General features: G+C 68.7%; 19 protein-coding genes. 7 read left to right on the forward strand and 12 right to left on the reverse strand.

The features are described 5' to 3' along the window. Nucleotides 1-487: 487 nt before the first annotated feature. A complete protein-coding gene (locus tag AAHH99_RS10500; RefSeq protein ID WP_418768579.1) occupies nucleotides 488-2,401 on the forward strand; it encodes a glycoside hydrolase family 2 protein in 1,914 nt (637 codons plus the stop codon). A 1-nt stretch (nucleotide 2,402) separates the two neighbouring features. On the opposite strand, the gene AAHH99_RS10505 is transcribed toward AAHH99_RS10500, so the two are convergent. The 3 genes from AAHH99_RS10505 to AAHH99_RS10515 are packed head-to-tail and all read right to left on the reverse strand — an operon-like array spanning nucleotide 2,403 to nucleotide 6,510. Beyond that, on the reverse strand, nucleotides 2,403-3,260 hold the full coding sequence (locus AAHH99_RS10505) for a pseudouridine synthase (RefSeq protein ID WP_418768580.1): 858 nt from the start codon (nucleotides 3,258-3,260) through the stop codon (nucleotides 2,403-2,405). 10 nt (nucleotides 3,261-3,270) lie between these two features. Then, the gene (locus AAHH99_RS10510) at nucleotides 3,271-5,010 is read right to left on the reverse strand and encodes a glycerol-3-phosphate dehydrogenase/oxidase (RefSeq protein WP_418768581.1); all 1,740 of its coding nucleotides are present in this window, start codon (nucleotides 5,008-5,010) and stop codon (nucleotides 3,271-3,273) included. Between the two features lie 54 nt (nucleotides 5,011-5,064). Continuing rightward, nucleotides 5,065-6,510, reverse strand: coding sequence for an NAD(P)H-quinone dehydrogenase (locus AAHH99_RS10515; protein WP_418768582.1), 1,446 nt, complete (start codon nucleotides 6,508-6,510; stop codon nucleotides 5,065-5,067). 65 nt (nucleotides 6,511-6,575) lie between these two features. On the opposite strand from AAHH99_RS10515, the gene AAHH99_RS10520 reads away from it, so the two are divergent. Then, the gene (locus AAHH99_RS10520; protein ID WP_064394215.1) at nucleotides 6,576-7,049 is read left to right on the forward strand and encodes a gamma-glutamylcyclotransferase; all 474 of its coding nucleotides are present in this window, start codon (nucleotides 6,576-6,578) and stop codon (nucleotides 7,047-7,049) included. A gap of 67 nt (nucleotides 7,050-7,116) precedes the next feature. Here the strand turns inward: AAHH99_RS10520 and AAHH99_RS10525 are convergent, their stop codons facing one another. The 3 genes from AAHH99_RS10525 to AAHH99_RS10535 all read right to left on the reverse strand — a co-directional run bounded on the left by AAHH99_RS10525 (nucleotide 7,117) and on the right by AAHH99_RS10535 (nucleotide 10,515). Continuing rightward, nucleotides 7,117-8,004, reverse strand: a complete 888-nt coding sequence (locus tag AAHH99_RS10525) for a hypothetical protein (protein WP_418768583.1) — start codon at nucleotides 8,002-8,004, stop codon at nucleotides 7,117-7,119. Between the two features lie 160 nt (nucleotides 8,005-8,164). After that, on the reverse strand, nucleotides 8,165-9,337 hold the full coding sequence (locus tag AAHH99_RS10530) for an amidohydrolase (protein ID WP_418768584.1): 1,173 nt from the start codon (nucleotides 9,335-9,337) through the stop codon (nucleotides 8,165-8,167). Further along, entirely contained in the window at nucleotides 9,334-10,515 is a 1,182-nt protein-coding gene (locus AAHH99_RS10535) for a M20 family metallopeptidase (protein WP_066849127.1), read from the reverse strand. The genes AAHH99_RS10530 and AAHH99_RS10535 overlap by 4 nt, the downstream gene beginning before the upstream one ends. 56 nt (nucleotides 10,516-10,571) lie before the next feature. On the opposite strand from AAHH99_RS10535, the gene AAHH99_RS10540 reads away from it, so the two are divergent. Beyond that, on the forward strand, nucleotides 10,572-11,366 hold the full coding sequence (locus tag AAHH99_RS10540) for a purine-nucleoside phosphorylase (protein ID WP_066849133.1): 795 nt from the start codon (nucleotides 10,572-10,574) through the stop codon (nucleotides 11,364-11,366). A 49-nt stretch (nucleotides 11,367-11,415) separates the two neighbouring features. Then, nucleotides 11,416-13,044 carry a phospho-sugar mutase gene (locus AAHH99_RS10545; RefSeq protein WP_418768585.1) on the forward strand — a complete coding sequence of 543 codons (1,629 nt, stop codon included), beginning with the start codon at nucleotides 11,416-11,418 and terminating at the stop codon, nucleotides 13,042-13,044. A gap of 10 nt (nucleotides 13,045-13,054) precedes the next feature. Here the strand turns inward: AAHH99_RS10545 and upp are convergent, their stop codons facing one another. Further along, entirely contained in the window at nucleotides 13,055-13,678 is a 624-nt protein-coding gene (gene upp / locus AAHH99_RS10550) for a uracil phosphoribosyltransferase (RefSeq protein WP_418768586.1), read from the reverse strand. A 50-nt stretch (nucleotides 13,679-13,728) separates the two neighbouring features. On the opposite strand from upp, the gene AAHH99_RS10555 reads away from it, so the two are divergent. Next, complete coding sequence (locus AAHH99_RS10555; protein ID WP_418768587.1) at nucleotides 13,729-14,019, forward strand: type VII secretion target; 291 nt, start codon at nucleotides 13,729-13,731, stop codon at nucleotides 14,017-14,019. Nucleotides 14,020-14,021: 2 nt separating this feature from the next. Further along, nucleotides 14,022-15,140 (forward strand): C40 family peptidase, encoded by a 1,119-nt coding sequence (locus tag AAHH99_RS10560; RefSeq protein ID WP_418768588.1) that lies wholly within the window; start codon nucleotides 14,022-14,024, stop codon nucleotides 15,138-15,140. 83 nt (nucleotides 15,141-15,223) lie between these two features. Here AAHH99_RS10560 and AAHH99_RS10565 read toward each other — a convergent pair whose 3' ends face one another. Together AAHH99_RS10565 and AAHH99_RS10570 are read right to left on the reverse strand one after the other, a co-directional pair. Beyond that, the gene (locus AAHH99_RS10565; RefSeq protein ID WP_418768589.1) at nucleotides 15,224-16,807 is read right to left on the reverse strand and encodes a GTPase; all 1,584 of its coding nucleotides are present in this window, start codon (nucleotides 16,805-16,807) and stop codon (nucleotides 15,224-15,226) included. Further along, nucleotides 16,804-18,471: a dynamin family protein gene (locus tag AAHH99_RS10570; protein ID WP_418768590.1), complete on the reverse strand. Its 1,668-nt coding sequence runs from the start codon at nucleotides 18,469-18,471 to the stop codon at nucleotides 16,804-16,806. The genes AAHH99_RS10565 and AAHH99_RS10570 overlap by 4 nt, the downstream gene beginning before the upstream one ends. Nucleotides 18,472-18,618: 147 nt before the next feature. Between AAHH99_RS10570 and AAHH99_RS10575 the strand changes: the two genes are divergently transcribed. Continuing rightward, nucleotides 18,619-19,887 (forward strand): primosomal protein, encoded by a 1,269-nt coding sequence (locus tag AAHH99_RS10575; protein ID WP_418768591.1) that lies wholly within the window; start codon nucleotides 18,619-18,621, stop codon nucleotides 19,885-19,887. A gap of 88 nt (nucleotides 19,888-19,975) precedes the next feature. Here the strand turns inward: AAHH99_RS10575 and AAHH99_RS10580 are convergent, their stop codons facing one another. From AAHH99_RS10580 to AAHH99_RS10590, 3 genes are read right to left on the reverse strand one after another with little or no spacing between them, the layout of a single operon-like run. Further along, the gene (locus AAHH99_RS10580) at nucleotides 19,976-21,061 is read right to left on the reverse strand and encodes an adenosine deaminase (RefSeq protein ID WP_418768592.1); all 1,086 of its coding nucleotides are present in this window, start codon (nucleotides 21,059-21,061) and stop codon (nucleotides 19,976-19,978) included. Nucleotides 21,062-21,073: 12 nt separating this feature from the next. Further along, nucleotides 21,074-22,378: a thymidine phosphorylase gene (locus tag AAHH99_RS10585; protein ID WP_418769587.1), complete on the reverse strand. Its 1,305-nt coding sequence runs from the start codon at nucleotides 22,376-22,378 to the stop codon at nucleotides 21,074-21,076. Continuing rightward, nucleotides 22,378-22,800, reverse strand: coding sequence for a cytidine deaminase (locus AAHH99_RS10590; RefSeq protein WP_418768593.1), 423 nt, complete (start codon nucleotides 22,798-22,800; stop codon nucleotides 22,378-22,380). Before AAHH99_RS10590 ends, AAHH99_RS10585 begins: the two co-directional genes overlap by 1 nt. Nucleotides 22,801-23,080: the final 280 nt, after the last annotated feature.

Raw genomic sequence — 23,080 nt, forward strand, 5'->3', positions numbered from 1 at the left:
CCTTCCTGTATGGTGGCCGCATCCGGCTCCGAACAGGATCACAGCCGTACATCTAGCTCACCTATTCACCATTTGCTATATCTTCCCGTCCGGCCTCGGCCCAGCGGTGAGACACACTGGGCCCGAAGGCAGCGAACAGCCGCGCGACCGTGGCACCGGCGATGGATCGATGCTAGGCTAGACGAGCGTCTCGACTTTGCATTCATGGTGTGGCACACCAACTCTCACGCACTCACGCGAGCTTGATCGATTCCACGATCGGTGCGCGATGGCTGCACGAACCGGTTGGTTCTTCCATGCCGATGCGAAGCATAGGGAAACACCTGATTCCTCGCGGCTTACTACTGACTAGGTTTGCCACGGGCGTCCGGTGCGCAGCACCCGAACCGCATTCCGTCGATGGTTTCCAGCAGGGGGACTAGCAGTAGTGGCCGTGAACACCGAGCTGTCGAACAGCCGGCACCGTGTGCGCAAGAATCTCAGCCGGATGACGGCCCTACCCCTCGCCGTGGCGGCGGCTTTCGCGGTCTTCGCGGCGCCGGCGAACGCCGCCGAGGCGTGGCAGCGGCAGAGCCCGCCGCTGTCGACGCCGTGGACCCATCTCGTCGGACCCAACAACGCCCTTCCGGAGTATCCCCGTCCGCAGATGACACGGGCGCGCTGGCTGAACCTGAACGGGGTATGGGCCTACACCGGCCGATCACAGGACACCGCGGTGACGACGCCGCCGTCGGCCAAAGAGTTCGACGAGAAGATCCTCGTCCCCTACCCCACGGAGTCGGCGCTGTCGGGGATCAAGCGTCATGACGACCAGATGTGGTACCGCAAAAACTTTCAGGTGCCCGGCACCTGGCGCGGGCAGCGGGTGCTGCTGCACTTCGGCGCGGTGGACCAGACCGCGACGGTGTGGGTCAACAACAAACGCGTCGCCCACCACGAGGGCGGGTTCACCGCGTTCAGCGCCGACATCACCGACGCGCTGCGCTGGACGGGCACCCAGGAGATCGTCGTGCGCGCAGAGGACCGCAACGAAACCGCACCCTTCGCCGTCGGCAAGCAGCGCAACGATCCCGAGGGTCTCTTCTACACCGGCGCGTCAGGCATCTGGCAGACGGTGTGGATGGAACCCGTGCGCGCCGCCCACGTTGAGAAGCTCGATGTCACAGCGGATTTAAGGGGTTTCACCGTCACAACCCGCTCCACGGGGACGACCGACGAACGCGCCGAGGTGATCGTGTCGGCTCCCGACGGTCCGACGTTGGCCCGCAACTACGGGGAACCGGGCAAGCCGGTACGCGTGCAGGTTCCGGACCCACACCTGTGGACACCGGACGACCCTTACCTCTACGACCTGCAGGTGCGGCTGGTCACGCCCGAAGGCAAAGTCGTCGACGAGGTCACCAGCTACGGCGGTCTGCGCACCATCAGCACGGTCAGGGACCCGCAGGGCCGGCCGCGAATCTCGTTGAACGACAAGATCACGTTCCTGCACGGCCCGCTCGACCAGGGCTACTGGCCGGACGGCATCTTCACCGCTCCCACCGACGACGCACTGAAGTTCGACCTCGAACGCACCAAGGCGCTCGGCATGAACTTCGTGCGCAAGCATGCGAAGGTGGAACCGGCGCGCTGGTACTACTGGACGGACAAGCTCGGCCTAATGGTGTGGCAGGACATGCCGTCGCTGGACGTCTCACTCGACATTCCGGTCGGTCCCGCACCGGAGCCGTCGCCTGCGGCGAAGGCCAACTTCGAACGTGAACTCGTCGAGATGATCGATCAGTTGCGAAGCGTCACTTCGATCGTCGGCTGGGTCCCGTTCAACGAGGGATGGGGTGAGTTCGACACCGCGCGGATCGCGGGCGTGGCCAAGGCCGCCGACCCGACGCGGATGGTGAACGCCAACAGCGGAGTGAACTGCTGCAAGTCCAGGCCCGACAGCAGGACCGGCGACGTCTACGACGACCACACCTACGTCGGCCCCGGCCGACCGGTTCTGCACGACAACCCGGCCACCCCGCGCGACGAGCGGACGATGCTCGGCGACCGTCCGATTCCCCTGGAGCACCGGGTGGTGGTGAACGGCGAGTACGGCGGCCTCGGGTTGGTGCCCCACGGCAACCGCTGGCCCGGAAGGCCGCAGGCCTACGAAATGACCGACAGCCGAGCACGGTTGACCGAGCGTTACGTCCAGGTGAGCCGCGACCTCGAAGACGAGGTCCGAAAGGGTGGCCTGTCCGGCGCCATCTACACCCAGACCACCGACGTCGAGAACGAGGTCAACGGGTTCATGACCTACGACCGCTGGCTGGTCAAGATGTCGCTGCGGACGGTCGCCGAACGCAACCGCACCGTGATCGCCGCGGGGGCAAAGGTCGATGAGCCGGTCGAGCGTCGCTGAGTCACAAGGTCCGGGTGCTGACGAAGGCGCATTGACGTCCGCTGAGCGGGTCGGTGAACTCGAGGCGTTGCGCCAGAAGCTGCAGCGGGCGCGAGAAATCGTCCGGCGCGACGTCGGTCACGTCCGGATACAGCGGATCGTTGACGATCGGCAGACCCAGCGAGGCCATGTGCACCCGAAGCTGATGTGTTCGTCCCGTACGTGGCGTCAACCGGTACAGCCCGTCGCCGAGGTGGTCGACCAGCGTCTCGGCGTTCGGCTCGCCCGGCTCTTCCACCGCATGTAACTGTCCGCGCCGCTTGACGATTCGGCTGCGCACTACGCGTGGAAACTCCGGCGCCGGATCTTTTGCGGCCCGGGCCAGATACGTCTTGCGCACCTCACCGCGCGCGAACATGGTCTGATACGCGCCGCGCAACTCGCGACGCGTTGTGAACAGCAGCACACCGGCGGTCAACCGGTCCAGGCGATGCGCCGGCGACAACTCCGGCAGGTCCAATTCGCGGCGCAACCGCACCAGCGCGGTCTGTGCGACGTGGCGCCCGCGCGGCATCGTCGCGAGGAAGTGCGGTTTGTCGACCACCACGATGTCGTCGTCGCAATACAGCACAGGGATGTCGAACGGCACCGGGACCTCGTCGCGCAGTTCGCGGTACAGGTACACAAACGCACCGGGCGGCAGTACGGTCCCCGCGGTCACGACGTCGCCGTCGGCGGTCACCACTTCGCCCGCAAGCACTTTGGCGGCGGCCGCCTCACCGAACCGGTCCGCCAACTCGACCAGCACCGCACCGCCACGCAGCCGCACCCGTGCCGGACCCAACCCATCCCGCACGGGCAACGGCGCCGGGCGCCTCAACGCCTGCGCCTCAATTCAGCGGCACCGGTTCGAGGATCTCGGCGCGCGCCTCCGGTGCCGCCGCCCGTAACTCATCGGCGCACTCGTCGTCGGGTTCCTGCTGCGAGCGGATCTCCGCATCCACCCGCGCCAGATACGTGTTGACCTCGCGGTCGATGTCCTCGTCGCTCCAACCCAGCACCGGCGCAACCACTTCGGCGACCTCGCGCGCGCAGTCCACGCCGCGGTGCGGATACTCGATCGAGATCCGCATCCGCCGGGCCAGAATGTCCTCCAGATGCAGCGCGCCCTCGGCGGCCGCGGCGTAGAAAGCCTCGACCTTCAGATAGACGGGCGCCTCGGTGATCGGGGTCAGCAGCTCGGGATTTCCCTCGGCCATCTGCAACACCTCACCGATCAGCGAGCCGTACCGGTCGAGCAGGTGGCGCACCCGGTACGGATGCAGGTCGTAATGGTTTCCGACGCTCTGGGTCTGGTTGATCAGCGCGAAGTAGCCGTCGGCGCCCATCAGGGGGACCTTCTCGGTGATCGACCGCGCCACCCGCGCCGGGATGTATTCGGCCGCAGCGTCGATGGCGTCCTCACCCATCACCCGATAGGTCGTGTACTTGCCGCCGGCGATCGCGACCAGACCCGGGGCGGGCACCGCGACGGCATGCTCACGCGACAGCTTCGAGGTCTCCTCGCTCTCGCCGGCCAGCAGCGGTCGCAGCCCGGCGTAAACGCCGTCGATGTCGTCGTGGGTCAGCGGCGTCGCCAACACCGTGTTGACGGTTTCGAGCAGGTAATCGATGTCGACCTTGGTGGCCGCGGGGTGCGCCAGGTCCAGATTCCAGTCGGTGTCGGTGGTCCCAATGATCCAGTGCGTACCCCACGGGATCACGAACAGCACCGACTTCTCGGTGCGCAGGATGATCGCCACCTCGCTGACGATCCGGTCGCGCGGCACCACGATGTGCACGCCCTTGGAGGCGCGCACCCGAAATCGCCCGCGCTGCTTGGACAATGCCTGGATCTCGTCGGTCCACACGCCGGTGGCGTTCACGACGACGTGCCCGTGCACCTCGGTCACGGCGCCGTTCTCGGAGTCGCGAACCTCCACGCCGGTGACGCGGTCCCCTTCCCGAAGCAGCGCGACCACCTGTGTCGAGGTCCGCACCACGGCGCCGTAGTGCGCGGCCGTGCGCGCGACGGTCATTGTGTGGCGTGCGTCGTCGACCACCGTGTCGTAGTACCGGATGCCGCCGATCAACGACGACCGCTTGAGTCCCGGCGCGAGCCGCAGCGCTCCGGACTTCGTCAGATGCTTCTGCGCCGGGACCGATTTCGCGCCGCCCAGCTGGTCGTAGAGGAAGATGCCCGCGGCGACGTACGGACGCTCCCACCACCGGTTGGTCAGCGGGAACAGAAACGGCAGCGGTTTGACCAGATGCGGCGCCAGCGTCGTCAGCGACAGTTCGCGTTCGTGCAACGCCTCGCGCACCAACCCGAACTCCAACTGCTCGAGATAACGCAGTCCGCCGTGAAACATCTTCGACGACCGGCTCGATGTGCCCGACGCGAAGTCGCGCGCCTCGACGAGAGCGACCTTCAGACCGCGCGTGGCCGCATCGAGCGCCGCGCCCGCGCCGACGACTCCCCCGCCGATCACGACGACGTCGAACTGCTCGCTGCCGAGCCGCTCGGCGGCCTCGGCCCGCTGCTGGGGACCCAGTAGCGTCTGCCCGTTGGCCGGGATCGGGTCACTCACCGGATTGGCTCCTAGTTACTCGTGGGTACGCTCGCCCGTCCAGGCTACGTGGACTCAGTCCAGATCGTCGTGCGCCATCAGGCGGCGGCCCGCTTCGGTGATCGACCCCGACAGCGAGGGGTAGACCGAGAACGTCTGCGCCAGATCCTCGACGTCGTTGCCGTTCTGCACCGCCAGCGCGATCGGCATGATCAGCTCCGATGCGATCGGCGCGACCACCACACCGCCGATCACCACTCCGGTCGCCGGGCGGCAGAAGATCTTGACGAAACCGCGCCGCAGGCTCGACATCTTGGCGCGGGCGTTGGTGTTGAGCGGCAGCGTGATCGTTCGCGCGGCCACCGATCCGTCGTCGATCCTGGACTGCGGCACCCCCACCGCGGCGATCTCGGGCCGGGTGAACACCGCCGCGGCTACCGTCCGCAAGCGGATCGGTTCGAGCCCCTCGCCCAGCACGTGGTACATCGCGATGCGCCCCTGCATCGCGGCCACCGAGGCCAGCAGCATCAGGCCCGTGCAGTCGCCGGCGGCGTAAATTCCGGGCACCCCGGTGCGCGACACCCGGTCGACCTTCAGATAGTCACCCTCACCGAGCTCGATGCCGACCCGTTCGAGGCCAAGGCCGCTGGTGTTGGGCACCGACCCGACCGTCATCAACGCGTGGCTGCCCTCCACGGTGCGCCCGTCGGTCATCGTGACCAGCACGCCGCCGGAGCCGCCTGGCCGGCGACATTCAGCTCCGCCGTTGCACGTGACCGACTGGGCGCGCGCGTTCTTGACCAACGTCACACCGCGGTCGCTCAGCGCGTCCTCAAGCACCGCGGCGGCGTCGGAGTCCTCGTGCGGCAGGATCTGGTCGCGGCTCGCGACCACCGTCACCTTGACCCCGAGTTCGGTGTAGGCGTTGACGAACTCCGCGCCGGTGACACCGGAGCCGACGACGACGAGGTGCTCGGGCAGCTCGTCGAGGTCGTAGAGCTGGCGCCAGTTGAGGATGCGTTCGCCGTCGGGTTCGGCGCCGGGCAGCACGCGGGGGCTGGCGCCGGTGGCGATCAGCACGACGTCGGCCTTGATCGTGCTGACGGTGCCGTCGTGCTCGGTCACCTTGACCGTGTGGGTCGCCATCCCCGCCATGTCGTCGACCAGTTCGCCGCGACCGGCGATCAGCGTGACGCCGTCGTTGCGCAGCCGTTCAGCGATGTCGGCGGACTGCGCGGCGGCCAGCGTCTTGACCCGCTCGTTGAGCTTGGACAGCGCGATCTCGGCATCGGAGAACTCCAGCGCATACCCGAGGTCGGGGGCACGACGCAGTTCGGTGCGCACACCGGTGGACGCGATGAACGTCTTGGACGGGACGCAGTCCCACAGCACGCAGGCACCGCCGATGCCGTCGGAGTCGATGACGGTGACCTCGGCAACTTCGGGTCCACGGGCCGCGGCGACCAGTGCGGCCTCATAGCCGGCGGGCCCGCCGCCGATGATCACGATGCGGGTTGCCACGTCCCCAACCTAACGAAGCGGGAGGTTGATCGCCCGCGCGGCGCGCGAACCCTTAGTCTTTCCTGGTGCCGCTCTATGCCGCTTACGGATCGAACATGCATCCGGAGCAGATGTTGCAGCGCGCACCTCATTCTCCGATGGCGGGAACGGGCTGGCTGTACGGCTGGCGTCTGACGTTCGGCGGGGCGGACATCGGCTGGGAGGGTGCGCTCGCCACCGTCGTCGAGGATCCGACGTCGAAGGTCTTCGTCGTGCTCTACGACATGACCAAGGACGACGAGTCCAACCTGGATCGCTGGGAAGGCTCGGAACTCGGTTTCCACAAGAAGATCCGCTGCCGGGTGCATCGCATCTCGTCGGACACCGACTTCGAGCCCGTGCTGGCCTGGCTGTATGTGGTGGACGCGTGGGAGGGTGGTTTGCCGTCGGCGCGCTATCTCGGCGTCATGGCCGACGCCGCCGAAATCGCCGGCGCGCCAGCCGAGTACGTTCATCATCTGCGCACCCGACCCGCACTCAACATCGGCCCGGGGTCTTAATCCCAGTGCCGCGAGCGGCCGTGTTTGTCCCGCGACACGCCGTATCTCGCGGACACTTCGCGGTCGCTCACGCCGCGCGAGCGCGCCGAAGCTGTCTGTCGATGCGGTCGACGAACTCCTGTGGCCGCTGACGGACGTCGTCGAAGACGATCGCGGTGACCGCCCAACCGACATCGAGCAGCGCCGCGCTCCGCCTCCGGTCGCGCCGCATGGCCTCCGGGTCGCTGTGCCAGTCGACGCCGTCGTACTCGACGGCCACGCACTCGCCGGGCCAGGCGAAGTCCAGACGACGCACCTCGCCGTTTCCGTCGACGACCTCGTATTGAAGCTCGGGTGTCGGCAGGCCACCGTCGATCATCGCGAGGCGCGCTTCGCTCTCCATCGGCGACTCCGAACGCGCGTCGGCCAGGGCGATCAACTCCCGCACGGCGACGATGCCGCGTCGCCCCGCCTGGGCGACCGCGGCGCGCCACAACTCGGTCCGATTGCAGAAGCCGCTGCGCAGAGCCGCGTCCAAGGTGGCCAGTGCCCTCGGCCGGCGTTGTGAGCGGGCGACTTCCACGGCGGTCCACGCCGGCGTCGTTGCCGGTCTGCCGCCGACGACGCCCAGCGGCGCACCCTCACGACGATGAACGACCAAGCCATCGCTCGACCGCAACCGTGAGCCCGGCGGGCTGAGCACATGGAGGTCGGCCGGCTCCTCGGTATCGAAGCCGTACAACGCCGCGGCCGTGTGCAGGCAAGCAGCGACCGGCCGTCCGCAGCGCAAGTCCAGCCCCCGCAGTCGCAGCATGTCGTCGGGTTCCTCTAGGCAGTAGACGCCCGGCCAAAGTCGTTGCAGTGGACCGGTTTCGAGTGCCGACTCGAAGCCGCGTCTGGTCATGTGTTGCAGAATCTGGCCGCTGGTCGCCAGCCCTGCCTGGGTGTTGAAGAGTCGCAGCAACTCTGGGTTCACCCGACGATCGTCAACGACGAACGCTCAACGTCCGCGGGCGTCGCCCGCGAATGTGGATGAAGCGCGCTTTGGGGACAATCAACGGCCGCGAGCGACCGCTTACTGTCCGCTCATTGCGGCGTGTCGCGGTACAGACACGGTCGCTCGCGGGAAAGGGGGCCTAGAACGCGCCGGCGTGGTCGATGATGTTGACGAGCACCCGCACGCCGACCGCGAGCGCCCTCTCGTCGAGGTCGAACGTCGGCTGATGCAAATCCAATTGGGGTCCTCGACCCGTCCACACGCCCAACCGGGCCATCGCACCCGGCACTTCCTCCAGGTACCACGAGAAGTCCTCGCCACCACCGGACTGCCGGGTATCGGCCAGCACGTCGGGGCCGATCGCTTCGATCGCGTGGGTGAGGATGCGTGTCGAGATCTCCTCGTTGACCACCGGCGGCACACCGCGACGGTACTGCACCGTGTGCTCGATGTGCAGCGGCGCCAACAGCGACGAAATAATCTCGCGCACAATCGCTTCGAGCGTTTCCCAGGTGTCTCGGCTTGCGGTTCGGATGGTGCCGGCCAACGTTCCCGTCTGCGGGATCGCGTTCGCCGCGACGCCCGCGTTCACCGCACCCCACACCATCACGGTGCTGTTGCGCGGATCGATGCGACGCGACAACACGCCAGGCAGCCCCGTGATCAACGTGCCGAGCCCGTAGACGAGGTCGCCGGTGAGATGCGGTCGCGAGGTGTGACCGCCGGGCGAATGCAATGTCACCTCGAGCTGGTCGGCGGCCGACGTGATGGGCCCGGGTCGCATCGCCACCTTTCCGACCGCCAACCGCGGGTCACAGTGCAACGCGAAAATCCGCGACACCCCCGACAGCGCGCCCGCGGCGATTGCGTCGATCGCGCCGCCAGGCATCAGCTCCTCGGCGGCCTGGAAGATCAGCCGCACCCCGACCGGAAGCTCAGGCACCGACGCCAGCGCCAGCGCCGCGCCGAGCAGGATCGCGGTGTGCGCATCGTGACCGCAGGCGTGCGAGACGCCCGGCACCAGCGACACGTACGGCGCGCCGGTGCGGTCGGCCATCGGCAATGCGTCCATATCGGCACGCAAAGCGATCCGCGGCCCGTGCTCGGGCCCGAAGTCGCACGTCAAGCCGGTGCCGCCGGGCAGCACCTTCGGGTTCAGGCCCGCGTCGGCCAGCCGCGATGCGACGAACTGCGTGGTGGCGAACTCCTGGCGCCCCAACTCCGGATGCATGTGGATGTGGCGGCGCCACTCGACGAGGTCGTCGAAGTGGGCCGACAGCCACCGAGCGGCGGCGTGGGGCAGAACGCTCATGACGCCCGCCTCGCCTGCAGTTCCAGCACCCGGTCGCGTTCGTGGGGCGTCTCGGCCAACCGCACAACCGTGCGGGCCAGCATCACCGCACCCTCGACGACCGCCTTGTCGGCGCTCGGGCTCGCCGCGGCCTCGGTGAACGCGGGCTGGTGTACCGACGCACCGCCCGCATCGATGCCCACGATCGGGTGGATTCCGGGCATCATCTGCGTGACGTTGCCCATATCGGTGCTGCCCAGCGGCAACGCCGCCTCCAGTTCGGGAGAAACCGGCTCGCGGCCCATCCGCTGCATCTCGGCGCGGAACGTCTCGGCCAGCCAGGTGTCCGGGGTCAGTTCGTGGTAGCTGGGTTCGGTCTCGGCGACGTCGTGGCCGCAACCGGTGGCCACCGCCCCGGCCAGGAAGCAGTCCGCCATCCGCTGTTCGAGGTCGCGCAGAGACGTCGCGTCGTTGGCCCGCATCGTGTACTGCATCTCGGCGCGCGCCGGGATGACGTTGGTGGCCTGGCCGCCGTCGGTGACGATGCCGTGCGCCATCTGGCCCGGCGCCATCTGCTGGCGCAGCAGCCCGATCGCCACCTGCGCGACAGTGATCGCATCGGCGGCGTTGATGCCGAGGTACGGCGCCACCGCGGCGTGGGCTTCCCTGCCCTCGTACCGGACCGCAACCTGCGACAGTGCCAGCGAGCGCGCGGCCGCGATGTCGAGCGGACCGGGGTGCAGCATCACCGAGGCGGCGACGTCGTCGAACGTGCCCGCGTTCAGCATCAGCACCTTCCCGCCGCCCGCCTCCTCGGCAGGCGTGCCGAGAAGCACCACCGTCAATCCCAGCCGGTCGGCCACGTCCGCCAAGGCCAAGGCGGCGCCGACGGCTGAGGCCGCAATGATGTTGTGCCCACAGGCGTGCCCGATACCGGGCAGCGCGTCGTACTCGGCACAGATGCCCACGACGAGCGGCCCGCTGCCGTATTCGGCGCGAAACGCCGTCTCGAGCCCCGCGGGCGCCCGTGTCACCTCGAATCCGTACTCAGCGACCAGCGTCTGGGTCTTGGCGCAGCTGCGGTGTTCGGCGAACGCGAGTTCGGGCTCGGCGTGGATGGAATGCGAAAGTTCGACCAGGTCGTCACGGCGTCGACGGACGGCGTCCTCAACGACGTCCGACGCGGTGGGTGCTGGCATCTTGGCAGTATCTCACTGCGGCCGAGCGCCGGGTCCGACAGATAAGCTCGCCCACTGTGACCGATGCCCAGGCAGTGGCCGTCGAATCGGCCGAAGCGCTGGCCGAGCGCACCGGCGTCGACCGCCACGACGTCGCCGTCGTGCTCGGTTCGGGCTGGGCGCCTGCGGTGGAACCACTGGGCGATCCGGTCGCCGTCGTGCCGGTCGCGGAGTTGCCACGGTTCGCGCCACCGACGGCCGAGGGACACGGCGGCCAGGTGTTGTCGATGCGCATCGCCGATCACCGAGTGCTGGTCTTCGTGGGCCGCATCCACCCCTACGAGGGCCACGACCTGCGCCACGTCGTGCATCAGGTCCGCGCCGCCTGCGCTTCCGGAGTGCACACGATCGTGTTGACCAACGCCGCGGGTGGGCTGCGCGAGGACTTCACCGTCGGACAGCCGGTGCTGATCAGCGACCACCTCAACCTGACCGGACGGTCACCGCTGGTGGGTGCTCGGTTCGTCAACATGGTCGACGCGTACGCCCCGCGCCTGCGCGAGCTCGCCAGGGAGATCGACCCGACGCTGGTCGACGGCGTCTACGCCGGCCTGCCGGGGCCGCAGTACGAGACGCCCGCCGAGATCCGGATGCTGCGCACCGTGGGCGCCGACCTCGTCGGGATGTCGACCGTGCACGAGACCATCGCGGCCCGCGAAGCCGGCGCGCAGGTGCTGGGAGTCTCGCTGGTCACGAACCTCGCGGCGGGCATGACCGGGCAGCCGTTGAACCACGAAGAGGTGCTAGAGGCCGGCCGTCAGTCGGCGACGCGGATGGGCACCCTGCTGGCGGCGGTCATCGCCCGGCTTTGAGGTCGAAGTCGCCGGAATATGCGGCCGTGAAACTGGGCACACTAACCGCATGACTGCGTCGCCGGCCACAAGTACTGCGCAGGAGTGGATCTCTCATGACCCGGATCCCAAGACGGCCGCCGAGCTCTCGGAGTGTTCTGATGAAGAGCTCGAGCAGCTGTTCGCACACCCCTTGACGTTCGGCACCGCCGGTCTGCGCGGGCCGTTGCGCGGGGGCCCCGGCGGAATGAACCTCGCCGTCGTGCTGCGTGCCAGCTGGGCGGTGGCCAAGGTGCTCAAGGACCGAGGCCTGGCCGGCCAGGACGTGATCGTGGGGCGCGACGCCCGGCACGGGTCCGACGACTTCGCGCTGGCGGCCGCCGAAGTGCTTGCCGCGCAGGGCTTTCCTGTGACCTTGTTCTTCACCGCCGTGCCCACGCCGACCCTCGCGTTCGCGGTGCGCCATCGCCCCGCGGCGGCGGGTATCCAGATCACCGCTTCGCACAATCCGCCGTCCGACAACGGCTTCAAGGTGTTCTTCGGCGGCGGGTTCCCGATCAACTCGCCCACCGACCGTGAAATCGAGGCGGCCATGGCCGAGGCGCCGCACGCCGACGAGATTCCCCGGCAGGAGGTCACCCCGGGCGGCGTCGACGAAGTGCAGCGCTACGTCGAACGCGCCGCGAGTGTCCGGCACACCCACGGAGCGGTCCGCATTGCGTTCACCCCGCTGCACGGTGTGGGCGGGGAACTTGCGCTCGACGCGTTCGTCCGCGCCGGGCTGCCCGACGTGCACGTCGTCGATGCGCAGTTCGCACCCGACCCCGACTTCCCCACCGTCTCCACGGCCAACCCCGAAGAACCCGAGGCGGTCGAAGCGGTCCTGAGATTGGCCCGCGAAGTCGACGCAGAAGTCGCGATAGCACTGGACCCCGACGCCGACCGATGTGCGGTCGGCGTTCCCACGTCCGACGGGTGGCGGATGCTCTCCGGCGACGAAACGGGTTGGCTGCTCGGCGATTACATCCTCTCGCAGATCGAGCCGGGACCGGTGATGGAGACGACGGTCGTGGCGAGCACCCTGGTGTCGTCGCGCATGCTCTCTGCGATCGCGCGCGAGCACGGCGCGCAGCACGTCGAGACACCCACCGGCTTCAAGTGGCTGTCACGAGCCGACGTCGACCTGCCCGGCAGCACGCTGGTGTACGCCTATGAAGAGGCGATCGGACACTGCGTCGATCCGTCCGCGGTGCGGGACAAGGACGGCATCAGTGCGGCGGTGTTGATCTGCGATCTGATCGTCGCGTTGCGCGACCGCGGGCACACACTGCTCGATGCGCTCGACGACCTGGCCCGGCGTCATGGTGTGCACACCACGACCGCGGTGGCGCGACTCGTCGAGGACACCCACGAGACCGCCGAGGTGATGAAACGTCTGCGGGAGACACCACCCGACAGCCTCGCCGGATACGACGTGACCGTCACCGACCTGCTGCCCGACGAGGGCACCGACGCATTGGTCATCGCCGGCGGCGACGACGACGTCGCGGTGCGCATCGTGGTGCGGCCCTCCGGCACCGAACCGAAGGTGAAGTCCTACATCGAGGTTCGCTGTAGCGACGTCAACGATCTGGTCGGGGCCCAGCAGCGGGCCCGGGGCCTGCAGGACGAGCTGCGGGGGGTCGCCGAGCGTTGGTGACCGTCAGGCACTAACGCGGACCGAACTGGCGGTCCCCCGCGTCGCCGAGGCCCGGCACGATGTAGGCGATGTCGTTGAGGCATTCGTCGATCGTCGCGGTGACCAGCCGGATGTCCGGAGCCGCCTTCTCCAGTGCGGCAAGGCCTTCGGGGGCCACGACGACGCAGACCGCCGTGACGTCAACGGCCCCGCGCGAATACAGCAATTCGACGGTGTGCACCATCGATCCGCCCGTCGCAAGCATCGGGTCCAGCACGATCACCGGCTGCGTGCTCAAGTCCTCGGGCAGCGACTCCAAATACGGTGTCGGCTGATGCGTTTCCTCGTTGCGTGCGACGCCGACGAAGCCGACGCGCGCCCCGGGTATCAGCGCGTGCGCCTGGTCCACCATCCCGAGGCCCGCGCGTAAGACCGGCACGAGCAGCGGCGGATTGGCCAGCCGGCAGCCGGTCGTCTCCGTGAGCGGGGTGCGTACCGGCACGGTTTCGACAGCTGCGTCGCGGGTGGCCTCGTACACCAGCATCAACGTCAAATCGCGAAGTGCCGCCCGGAAGGCGGCGTTGTTGGTGTTCTCGTCGCGCAGAGTGGTCAGTCGCGCGGCCGCAAGCGGGTGATCGACCACGCGCACATCCATGGGGCGACCATAGCGGGAACCGAGGGTCGCCGCGCCGCGTCCTACTCCATATGCACGCTGACACCGACGCGGTCCGAGCACTGGCCGCGACCACCGCGGCGTACGCCGACGAACTGGGCGCCATCGCCTCGAAGCTGGCCGGCCTCACCACATCCGCTGCCGCGTTCGGTCCCGTCGGCCGGCCGTTCCTCGCGGCGCTGGCCGACGCCGTCGAGTGTGAGGCCCGCATGGCGGCCGCGCTGCGCGATCACGCGTCAGCGAGCGGGGAGGCCGCATACCGGACGGCGCTCGCCTATGACGACGCCGACGATCGCGCGGGCGCCCGGGTCCTCGGCGTCTGACGATGCCCACTGCGTTGGTCGCAGGGCTGACGGCGCCCCTGCGTGATGTCCAGTCGCTGGTCGGCTCTGGCTCGGGGGCCGACCTCACGGCTGCGCTGCGCGATGGGCACAACGCACTGCGGGAGGCGTCGGCGTCAGTCGGCCAGGCGTGGGACCGCGTGGCGCAGCACTGGGCGGGCGCGGGAGCCGACGCGGCCGCGAGCGTGTTCACCGCGGCCGTCGCACAAACCGATGAGCTCGCGCAGCGGGTCGAGCGGCTCGGCACGGCGGCTGAGGCGGCCGACGCCGCGGTTGCGCGCGCTCGTGAGCGCCTGAGCGACATCGTGGACACCTTCGAGGCGCGGGCGGCCGCGCTCGAGCCGTTTCTCGACTCGCCGGGTGTGACGGAGGAGCTGGTCGCCGAGGCGCAGCGATCACTGAGAGAGGCCCTGGCGGTGGTGGAGGAATTGCGCGCCGCGCTGGACGGGCATGCCGCAGGTCTTCCCACCCCGCCGCCTGGGCCGGCTGCCGGGCCGACGGAGACCGCGCCCGCGGGGTTCACCGCCCCGACGGTGCCGTCATCGGGATTCGGCGGTGGTGGTGCGGGACTGCCGACCGGCGCCGGAGGGCTGGGTTTGCCTTCAGGCGGGTTCGGTGCGAACCCGCCGGGGCTGGCCTCGCTGGTGCGCGACGTCGCCGAGTTGTCCCGTCCCGATGCTCCGACCCCGGACGCGGCGACCTTCGGCGACGGTGTCGCGGTGCGGTTACCCGACGGCAGCACGGCGACCGCACCGAACGCGACGGCGGCGAGCGCCGTCAGATATGCCCTGACCCAACTGGGAGTGCCGTACGACTGGGGCGGCACCACGCCGGGGGTCGGCCTGGACTGCAGCGGCCTGACGCAGTGGGCCTATTCCGAAGCCGGTATGTCCCTGCCACGGTTGGCCCAGGAACAGGACGTCGGTGCCCCGGTCGCGGCGGGCGACCTACGACCCGGTGACCTCGCGGTGTGGGACGGCCACGTGGCGATGGTGGTCGGCAACGGCCAGATGATCGAGGCCGGCGACCCGGTGAAGTTGTCGCCGATCCGGACGACGAACGCCGGACAGGGCTTCCAGGGATTCTGGCGGCCGACGGCTTAAGCGCTTCCCCCGCCTAGTTGTGCACCTGGATCATCCACCACAACCGCATCACCACGGTTTCCGCGTAGTGGGGAACGCCCGCCTCAGCCACGGCCGAGCCGGTGGACAGCCGCCGACAGTTGCTCGTACACGGCCAGTTCCGCCCGCAGCGGCGCCAGGATGAGCTCCTCTCCCACCGCGTCCACCCGCCGCCGCAGTTCCGCTGCCGCCCGTCGCCGGCGCCGCGCCGCACCCAACGCTACGAAGGGCCGGATGATCACCCGCAGCGCCAGGCCGAGGGCGAGTCCGCCGACGAGAAGCACTGTGGGCCAGGCGAATGGTCCGAGTGACGGGGCCTCGACATCGATCTGCAGGTAGGCCAGCACGGCGATCACCCCGAGTGACGCTCCGCCTACAACCGCCGCGGCGAGCAACGCCCACTGGAGCGCGCCGACCAACGCCCACCACCGCGGCGTACGGTCCAGGCCGAGGTTGGTTCCGCCGACGACTCGGTCGAGCGCATCGGGCACGTCCGGCGTCCGAGACTTGGTCGCCTCCAACATTTTACGAGGCCACGGTGCCGGCAGCCCAGTCGACGCGACGTCGGCCAGCGAGCGGACGGCGGTGTCAACTGCCGCGCGCGAGGCCGCAGACGCCGACGGTAACGACGTGCGACGAAGTACTTCGCCATGCCCGTCGAGCTGACTTATTCCTAACCGCCGCAACGGATCTGGCCGGACTTTGGCCAGCCAGCGCAGCGGTGGCCAACCGACCGCGGCCAACCCGCGTCGATCATAGGCCCGGCCGACCGCGGCCACGACGGTGGGAACACCGGCCGCCGCCGCCAGCGCGCTCTGCAGCCGTCGTCCGCCGTCGCGCAGCGCGGGATCGGACCGCCGCTGCGGTATCAGCTGGGCAAGGCGGGCAGCTGTCGCATCCAGATCCGCGCTGACCCGCGCGGTCCGGGCTCGATGGTTGGCCACGGTGGCGGCCAAGAAGTCGTGCAGGGGGGCCACCCCGCCGGGTGTGACCGCCGACGTCGCCAGCACGGGCACCCCGGCCAACCCGTCGTCGGCCAGCAGCCGGTCCAGGTCGCGCACACACGCGTCCACATCGGAAGACGAGAGCCGGTCGGACTGGTTGAGCACTACCGCCATCACATCTCGGTGCGCGGCCAGCGGTCGCAGATAGGAGTCGTGTAGCACCGCGTCTGCGTATTTCTGCGGATCGAGCACCCAGACAAAGGCGTCGACAAGGCGCACCAGCCGGTCCACCTCGGCCCGATGGGACAACTCGGTGGAGTCGTGATCCGGCAGGTCGAGCAGCACCAGGCCGGACAACTCCGGGGCCGCCGACGCGTCGTTGTACTGCCGAGTCCCGATCTCCAACCAATCCAACAGTTCCGTTGCGCCCGAACGCCCGAACACAACGGCCTGGGTCGCCGACGTCGTCGGCCGGCGTACCCCGACCGCGGCCAAAGGCGCGCCGACGATGGCGTTGAACAACGACGACTTCCCGCTGCCAGTCGCGCCGGCCAACGCAACCACGGTGTTCTCGCCCGACAGCCGTAACCGAGTTCCGGCGCGCTGGTCCAGGCTTCGCAGTTCGGCCAGCAGCTCGTCGGGAATGCGACCGTCGCCCAGCGCGGTGATCACCGACAACGCCCCCAGCCGATCGGTCAGCGTCACCGCAGGACCGCCGCCATGCGATCGGCGGCCGCTCGCAACTGGTCACCGGAGATCATGGCCGACGCGCCCCCGAGCACCTCGTCGTACCGAGCGGCGTCCTGGTGCAACAGCCCGTCGACGCGGATTAGCAGCTCCTCGCGGGCCCGCCGGGCCAAGCCGCGGACCGCTTGCTCGCCGAAAATCGCCTCGAGGACCTTCTGGCTAGCCACACTCGTGCCGCCCGCCACCGCTATCTCCGCGCCAGTCAGCCCGGCCGTCTGGCTGAACACCGCCAACATGACCACCAGTCCCGCACCGTTGACGCCGTAGGAGGCCAGTCGTGCCCCCGTCCGCTTCGACGCCCCCTCCGTACGCACAAGTTCGAGCACGAACTCCTGCCAGTCGCGGACCATCCGCTCCACGGCCTCGGCCAGCCCGGCAGCGGGACGGGCCAGTGCGTCGGTCAGCAGGCTTGCTCCGGCCTGGTGCCGGGCCCAGCAGCCGTACGCCGTCTCGGTGGCGTCCTCCACTGCGGCCTGAACAACCGTCGCGATGCCGGACTCCAATGCTGAACCCAGTTCCTCGACGGGGGTGGGCCGCCCGCTAACCGCGGCCACCACCCGGTCGCGGATCCGGCCGACGCGCGACTCCAGTTTGCGCAGGAACTCGCCGGTTCCGACGACGTCCTGCCAGCGAGCCAGCACCTCGCCCCGCAGCAACGCGCCATCGCGGATCGCCTCTTCCACCCGCGACAGCGCGCCCGCATAGGACGAAGACACACACGACTCCAGCTGCTTGCGCACCGCGGCCTGCTCATCGGCCGCCTCGGCCAGCGCGTATGTCCGAGGCGCAAGGCTGCGGAGTGCCCCGTCCAAGGTGTAGCGGACCACCGCGGCCCGCTGCTCTGCATCCGCGGTCAGGCTCGCCAGCCACGAGCGGATTGGGGCGATCGCCTTCTCCCGCAACAGTCCGCCTCGTAACGACTGCTCGGCGATAACGAACAGCGGCGCGCCTCCCAACCCATTGGCCGCGAGCATGTCCGACAGGTGCGCACCGACGTCCTTCACCGCTTCCGGCGGGCAGCGGTCGAGCACGATGGCGATCGCCGTCCCCCGATCCCGCGCGGTGTGCAGCAGCTGCCAGGGCACCGCGTCGGCGTAGCGGGCCGCGGTCGTCAGGAATATCCACAGGTCGGCGGCGGCCAGCAGGGTGTCCGCGAGCTCCCGGTTCGTGCTCACCACGCTGTCGATGTCCGGAGCGTCGAGCAGCGCGAGCCCGGGGCCGATACCGGTATTCGTCGCCAACCGCAGGCCATCCGGCCCCGACGAGCGCGGCAACTGCGGCAGGATCCGGTCGTCGGTGAACCACATCAGGTCGGAGGGATGGCACACGATCACCGGCCCCCGAGTGGTCGGCCGCAGCACACCGGCCGGGCTCACATCGACACCGACCAATGAGTTGATCAGCGTCGACTTCCCGGCGCCCGTGGAGCCACCGACGACCGCCAGCAGCGGGGCGTCGATACTGCGCAAACGAGGAATCAGATAATCGGCCAGCTGCCCGGCCAGCTCGCGGCGGTCACGCTCGGCCGGCCACGCCGAGGGCGCAGATAGCGGAAATGTTGTCCGGCCCAACACCTGGCTCAGGTCAACCACCGCATCGACCAGGTCGGTGGCTTCCGTCATCACGCCAGCCTGCCCTAGGTGCTCGCGAAGGTGGGCTGGTTTCGCGCGCCAAGCACGCACGAACCCTCCGACCGGCCGCGCCGCTCGCTACCGTTGGGGCCCTGCTCCGCGCAGGGGCTTGCGGGTCGAGTGGCTATCCTGTGCCGCATGGCTGCTGACATCGTGGCGATCCGGCTCGGCTTGACCAAGGGCGACCTGTACACGTTATGGGCTCCACGCTGGCGTGATGGCGGCGACGAGTGGGAGGCCTTCCTCGGCAAGGACGAGGATCTGTACGGGTTCGAGTCGGTCGCCGACCTGGTCGCATTCGTCAGGACCGACAAGGACAACGACCTGGCCGATCACCCCGCATGGACCAAGATCACCGAGGCCAACGCCCACCGCCTGGACCCCGCCGAGGAGCGCCAGTACGACGTCATCGGCGTGCCGGAGCTCGTCGCCGAGAAGGTCAGCGAGGACGCGGTTCGGCAGCTGCACCGCACACTGGTGATCGTCTCGTCGCTCGGCTCGGTGTGCGAACTCCCGGTCGTCACAAGGTTTTTCAACGGCAACCCGGTGCTGGGCACACTCGGCGGCGGGATCGAGGCGTTCTCCGGCCGCAGCGGACGAAAGCGGTGGGGCGAGATCGAGGCGGTCATCGCCCGGGCCTGGGACAACGTCGTCGACGCGCTCGACGAGGTGATCACAACCCCCGACGTCGACACCGCCGCCTCGCAGAAGGCCGAAGCCGAGCTGGCCGAGCCGGCGCCGGAACCCGAAGAGGACGAGCTGGTCGAAGAAGTTTCCGAAACCGAGACGACCGAAGAGGCCGAAGAGGAGGAGTCCGACGCCCTGACCTCCCAGGCGCAGAGCCAGGTGCTGGGCAGCGACGAGGACTTCTGGCTCAAGGTCGGCATCGACCCGGTCCGGTTGATGACGAGCGCGGGTACCTACTACACGCTGCGCTGCTACCTCGACGATCAGCCGGTCTTCCTCGGCCGCAATGGGCGCATCAGCGTGTTCGGTTCCGAGCGGGCACTGGCGCGCTATCTGGCCGACGAACACGACCACGACCTGTCGGGTCTTGCCACCTACGACGACATCCGCACGGCCGCCACCGACGGCTCGCTTCAGGTCGAGATCACCGACGACAACGTCTACGTGTTGACGGGCATCGTCGACGATCTCGCGGACGGACCCGACGCGTTGGATCGCGACCAATTGGAACTCGCGGTCGAACTGCTCCGCGACGTCGGCGACTACTCGGAAGACACGACCGTCGACCAGACCCTCGATCCGGACCAGCCGCTCGGAAGGCTGATCGCGCACGCCCTGGAACCCGACACCGTCCGCGCACCGAGCCCGCCGTACGCGAAAGCTGTCGAACAGTGGGAGGCGCTGGAAGCGTTCGTCGAGTCGCGGCTTCGTCCCGAATAGGGGCACACCTCGCCCTCGAGCGACCGCGAAATGTCATGCGGAAGCGGCGTGTCGGCGCGCAAACACGGCCGCTCGCGCAGGAACTTCCTCAGCCGATCAGGACGGCGTAGCGCGGCTTGATGACGTCGTCGATGATCGACAGGCGCTCGTCGAACGAGACGAACGCCGACTTCATCGCGTTGATCGTGAACCGCTGCAGATCGCTCCAGCCGTAGCCGAAAGTCTCGACCAGGCGCAGCATCTCCTGGCTCATCGTCGTATCGCTCATCAGCCTGTTGTCGGTGTTGACGGTGACGCGGAAGCGCAGCCGGGCCAACAGGTCGAACGGATGCTCGGCGATGCTGGCCACCGCCCCGGTCTGCACGTTGGACGAGGGGCACATCTCGAACGGAATCCGCTTGTCGCGCAGCAGTGCCGCGAGCCGGCCCAGTTGCGCGGTGCCGTCGGGTGCGACGGTGATGTCGTCGACGATCCGAACGCCGTGGCCGAGGCGGTCGGCGCCGCAGTAGGCGATCGCCTCGTGGATCGACGGCAGACCGAAGGCCTCCCCCGCGTGAATCGTGAAGCGCGCGTTGTTGCCTCGCATGTACTCGAACGCGTCTAGATGCCGTGAGGGCGGATGGCCCGCTTCTGCGCCTGCGATGTCGAAACCGACTACGCCCTTGTCGCGGAACCGGACCGCCAGTTCGGCGATCTCGAGCGAGCGCGCCGCGTGCCGCATCGCGGTCACCAGGCAGCGCACGGTGATGGTCCGCCCTTCGGCGCTGGCGGCCTTCTCACCGTCGGCGAACCCGGCCATCACCGCGTCGACGACGGCGTCCAGCGACAGGCCGCCGTCGATGTGCAGCTCCGGCGCGAAGCGGACCTCGGCGTAAACCACGTTGTCGGCGGCGAGGTCCTCGACGCATTCGTAGGCCACCCGGTGCAGGGCCTCAGGTGTCTGCATGACTCCGACGGTGTGGGCGAACGGCTCGAGATAGCGCACCAGCGACCCGCTGTGCGCGGCTGTGCGGAAGAACGTCGCCAGCTCGTCGACATCGGTCGCCGGAAGGTCGTCGTAACCCGTCGCCTCCGCCAGTTCGAGGACGGTCGCGGGCCGCAACCCGCCGTCCAGGTGGTCGTGCAGCAGCGCCTTGGGCGCTTGTCTGATCGAGTCCAGCGTCAGCGTCGTCATGTCGGTCTCCGGTCAGGCTCCGCTCGTGATTCGGTCGATGATCAGCGGACGCGACGGCGGTGCGGCGTCGCCGACGGCCCAGCCACCATCCAGTTCGGCGATCGCCCCCTCGAAACGGTCGGGGGTCTCGGTGTAGAGCGTGAACAGCGGCTCCCCGGCGCTCACCGGTTCGCCCACCCGCCGGTGGATGTACATCCCCGCGCCCGGCTGGACCCGCTCACCAGGAGCGGAGCGGCCCGCTCCGAGCCGCCACACCGCCAGACCCACCGCCATCGCGTCGATGCTCTCCATCCTGCCATCGCGCGGCGCCCTGATGGTTTCGGCGTGGGGACCGACGGGCAGGTCCTGGCCCAGATCACCGCCCTGCGCGGCGACGAGATGGCGGAACCGGTCCATCGCCGAGCCGTCCGCAAGGGTCTGGGCCGGGTCCACACCGTCGAGGCCCGCGGCATCGAGCATCTCGGCGGCCAGGGTGACCGTGAGCTCGACCACGTCGGAGGGACCGCCACCAGCGAGCACCTCCAGCGATTCGGCAACCTCCACGGCATTGCCGACGGCGCGGCCCAGCGGTGTGGACATGTCGGTCAGCACCGCCCGGGTGGTCAGCCCGTGCGCGGTGCCCAGTTCGACCATCGTGCGGGCCAACTCCCGCGACTCCTCCTCCGTCTTCAGGAAGGCACCCGAACCGACCTTGGTGTCGAGCACCAACGCGTTGGCGCCCTCCGCGATCTTCTTGCTCATCACCGAACTCGCGATCAGCGGCAGCGACTCCGTGGTCGCCGTGATGTCGCGCAGCGCATAGATCTTGCGGTCGGCGGGGGCCAGTTCACCCGCGGCGAAGATCGCGGCGCCCAAGTCGCAAAGCTGTTGGCGGATCTGGTGTTTGGAGATCTCAGCGGTGAACCCGGCAATGGACTCCAGCTTGTCGAGCGTGCCGCCGGTATGGCCGAGCCCGCGTCCGGCGGCCTGCGGCACCGCACCGCCGCACGCCATCACCACGGGCACCAGCGGGATCGTGATCTTGTCCCCGACCCCACCGGTGGAGTGCTTGTCCACCAACGCCAGAGGCTTTCCGCCGCGACGGAGATCGCTGAAGTCCATCCGCTCACCGGAGTCGACCATCGCCGCCGTCCAACGGGCGATCTCGGCCGCCGTCATACCGCGCAGTAAAATCGCCATCAGCAACGCCGACATCTGCTCGTCGACCACCCGGCCATGGGTATAGGCGTCGATCACCCAGTCGATCGCCGCGTCCGAGAGCACCCCCCCGTCACGCTTGGTCCGGATCACCGTCGGTGCATCAAATGTGAACTGCATCACGGAGTTTCCCCATCCCGCGGCCGATCCCGCCGGGCCAGGTCCTGCGGTCCGAACGCGTCGGGAAGCAACTCGGCCAGCGGCCGCGGTCCGTTCGGATGGTCGATCAGCATCCCCGGCCCGCCGTGCTCGAGCAGCACCTGACGGCACCGGCCGCACGGCATGAGCAGATCCCCCGCCGCGTCGACGCACGACAGCGCGATCAGGCGCCCACCACCGCCCGAATGCAGGTCGCAGACCACCGCGCACTCCGCACAGAGACCAAGACCATATGAGACATTTTCCACATTGCAACCAGTCACCACCCGCCCGTCGTCGACCAGGGCGGCTGCGCCGACCGCCAACCCCGAATATGGCGCGTAAGCTGCCCCAGACAATTCAGTTGCCTTGTAGCGCAGCGTATTCCAGTTGATCTCCGACATCGTCCCACCCTCGCCAGGCCGGTTCTGAATGCATTCCGATGTCCCCTGCCCGAGGCCGGGAATCGGAATAGGCAACCCTAACTTCGGCGTTTTTCAAGACATCGACGGCTAAACCGTAGTTCGTTTAGCAGTACAACTGGGTTTAGAGTCGCCCCGAGGTTTGGGTGAAGTGCACGAACCGGAACCGACCGCCAGGAAGGAACCTGCCGCCCGGTGCAGCTCCGCAGCCCAATCGTCCACCGAAGGCGTTGGAGGCCAGATGAGTACTCAGATTTCCGGG

The organism is Mycobacterium neumannii, from assembly GCF_048452905.1.
GTDB classification, from domain to species: Bacteria; Actinomycetota; Actinomycetes; order Mycobacteriales; family Mycobacteriaceae; genus Mycobacterium; species Mycobacterium neumannii_B.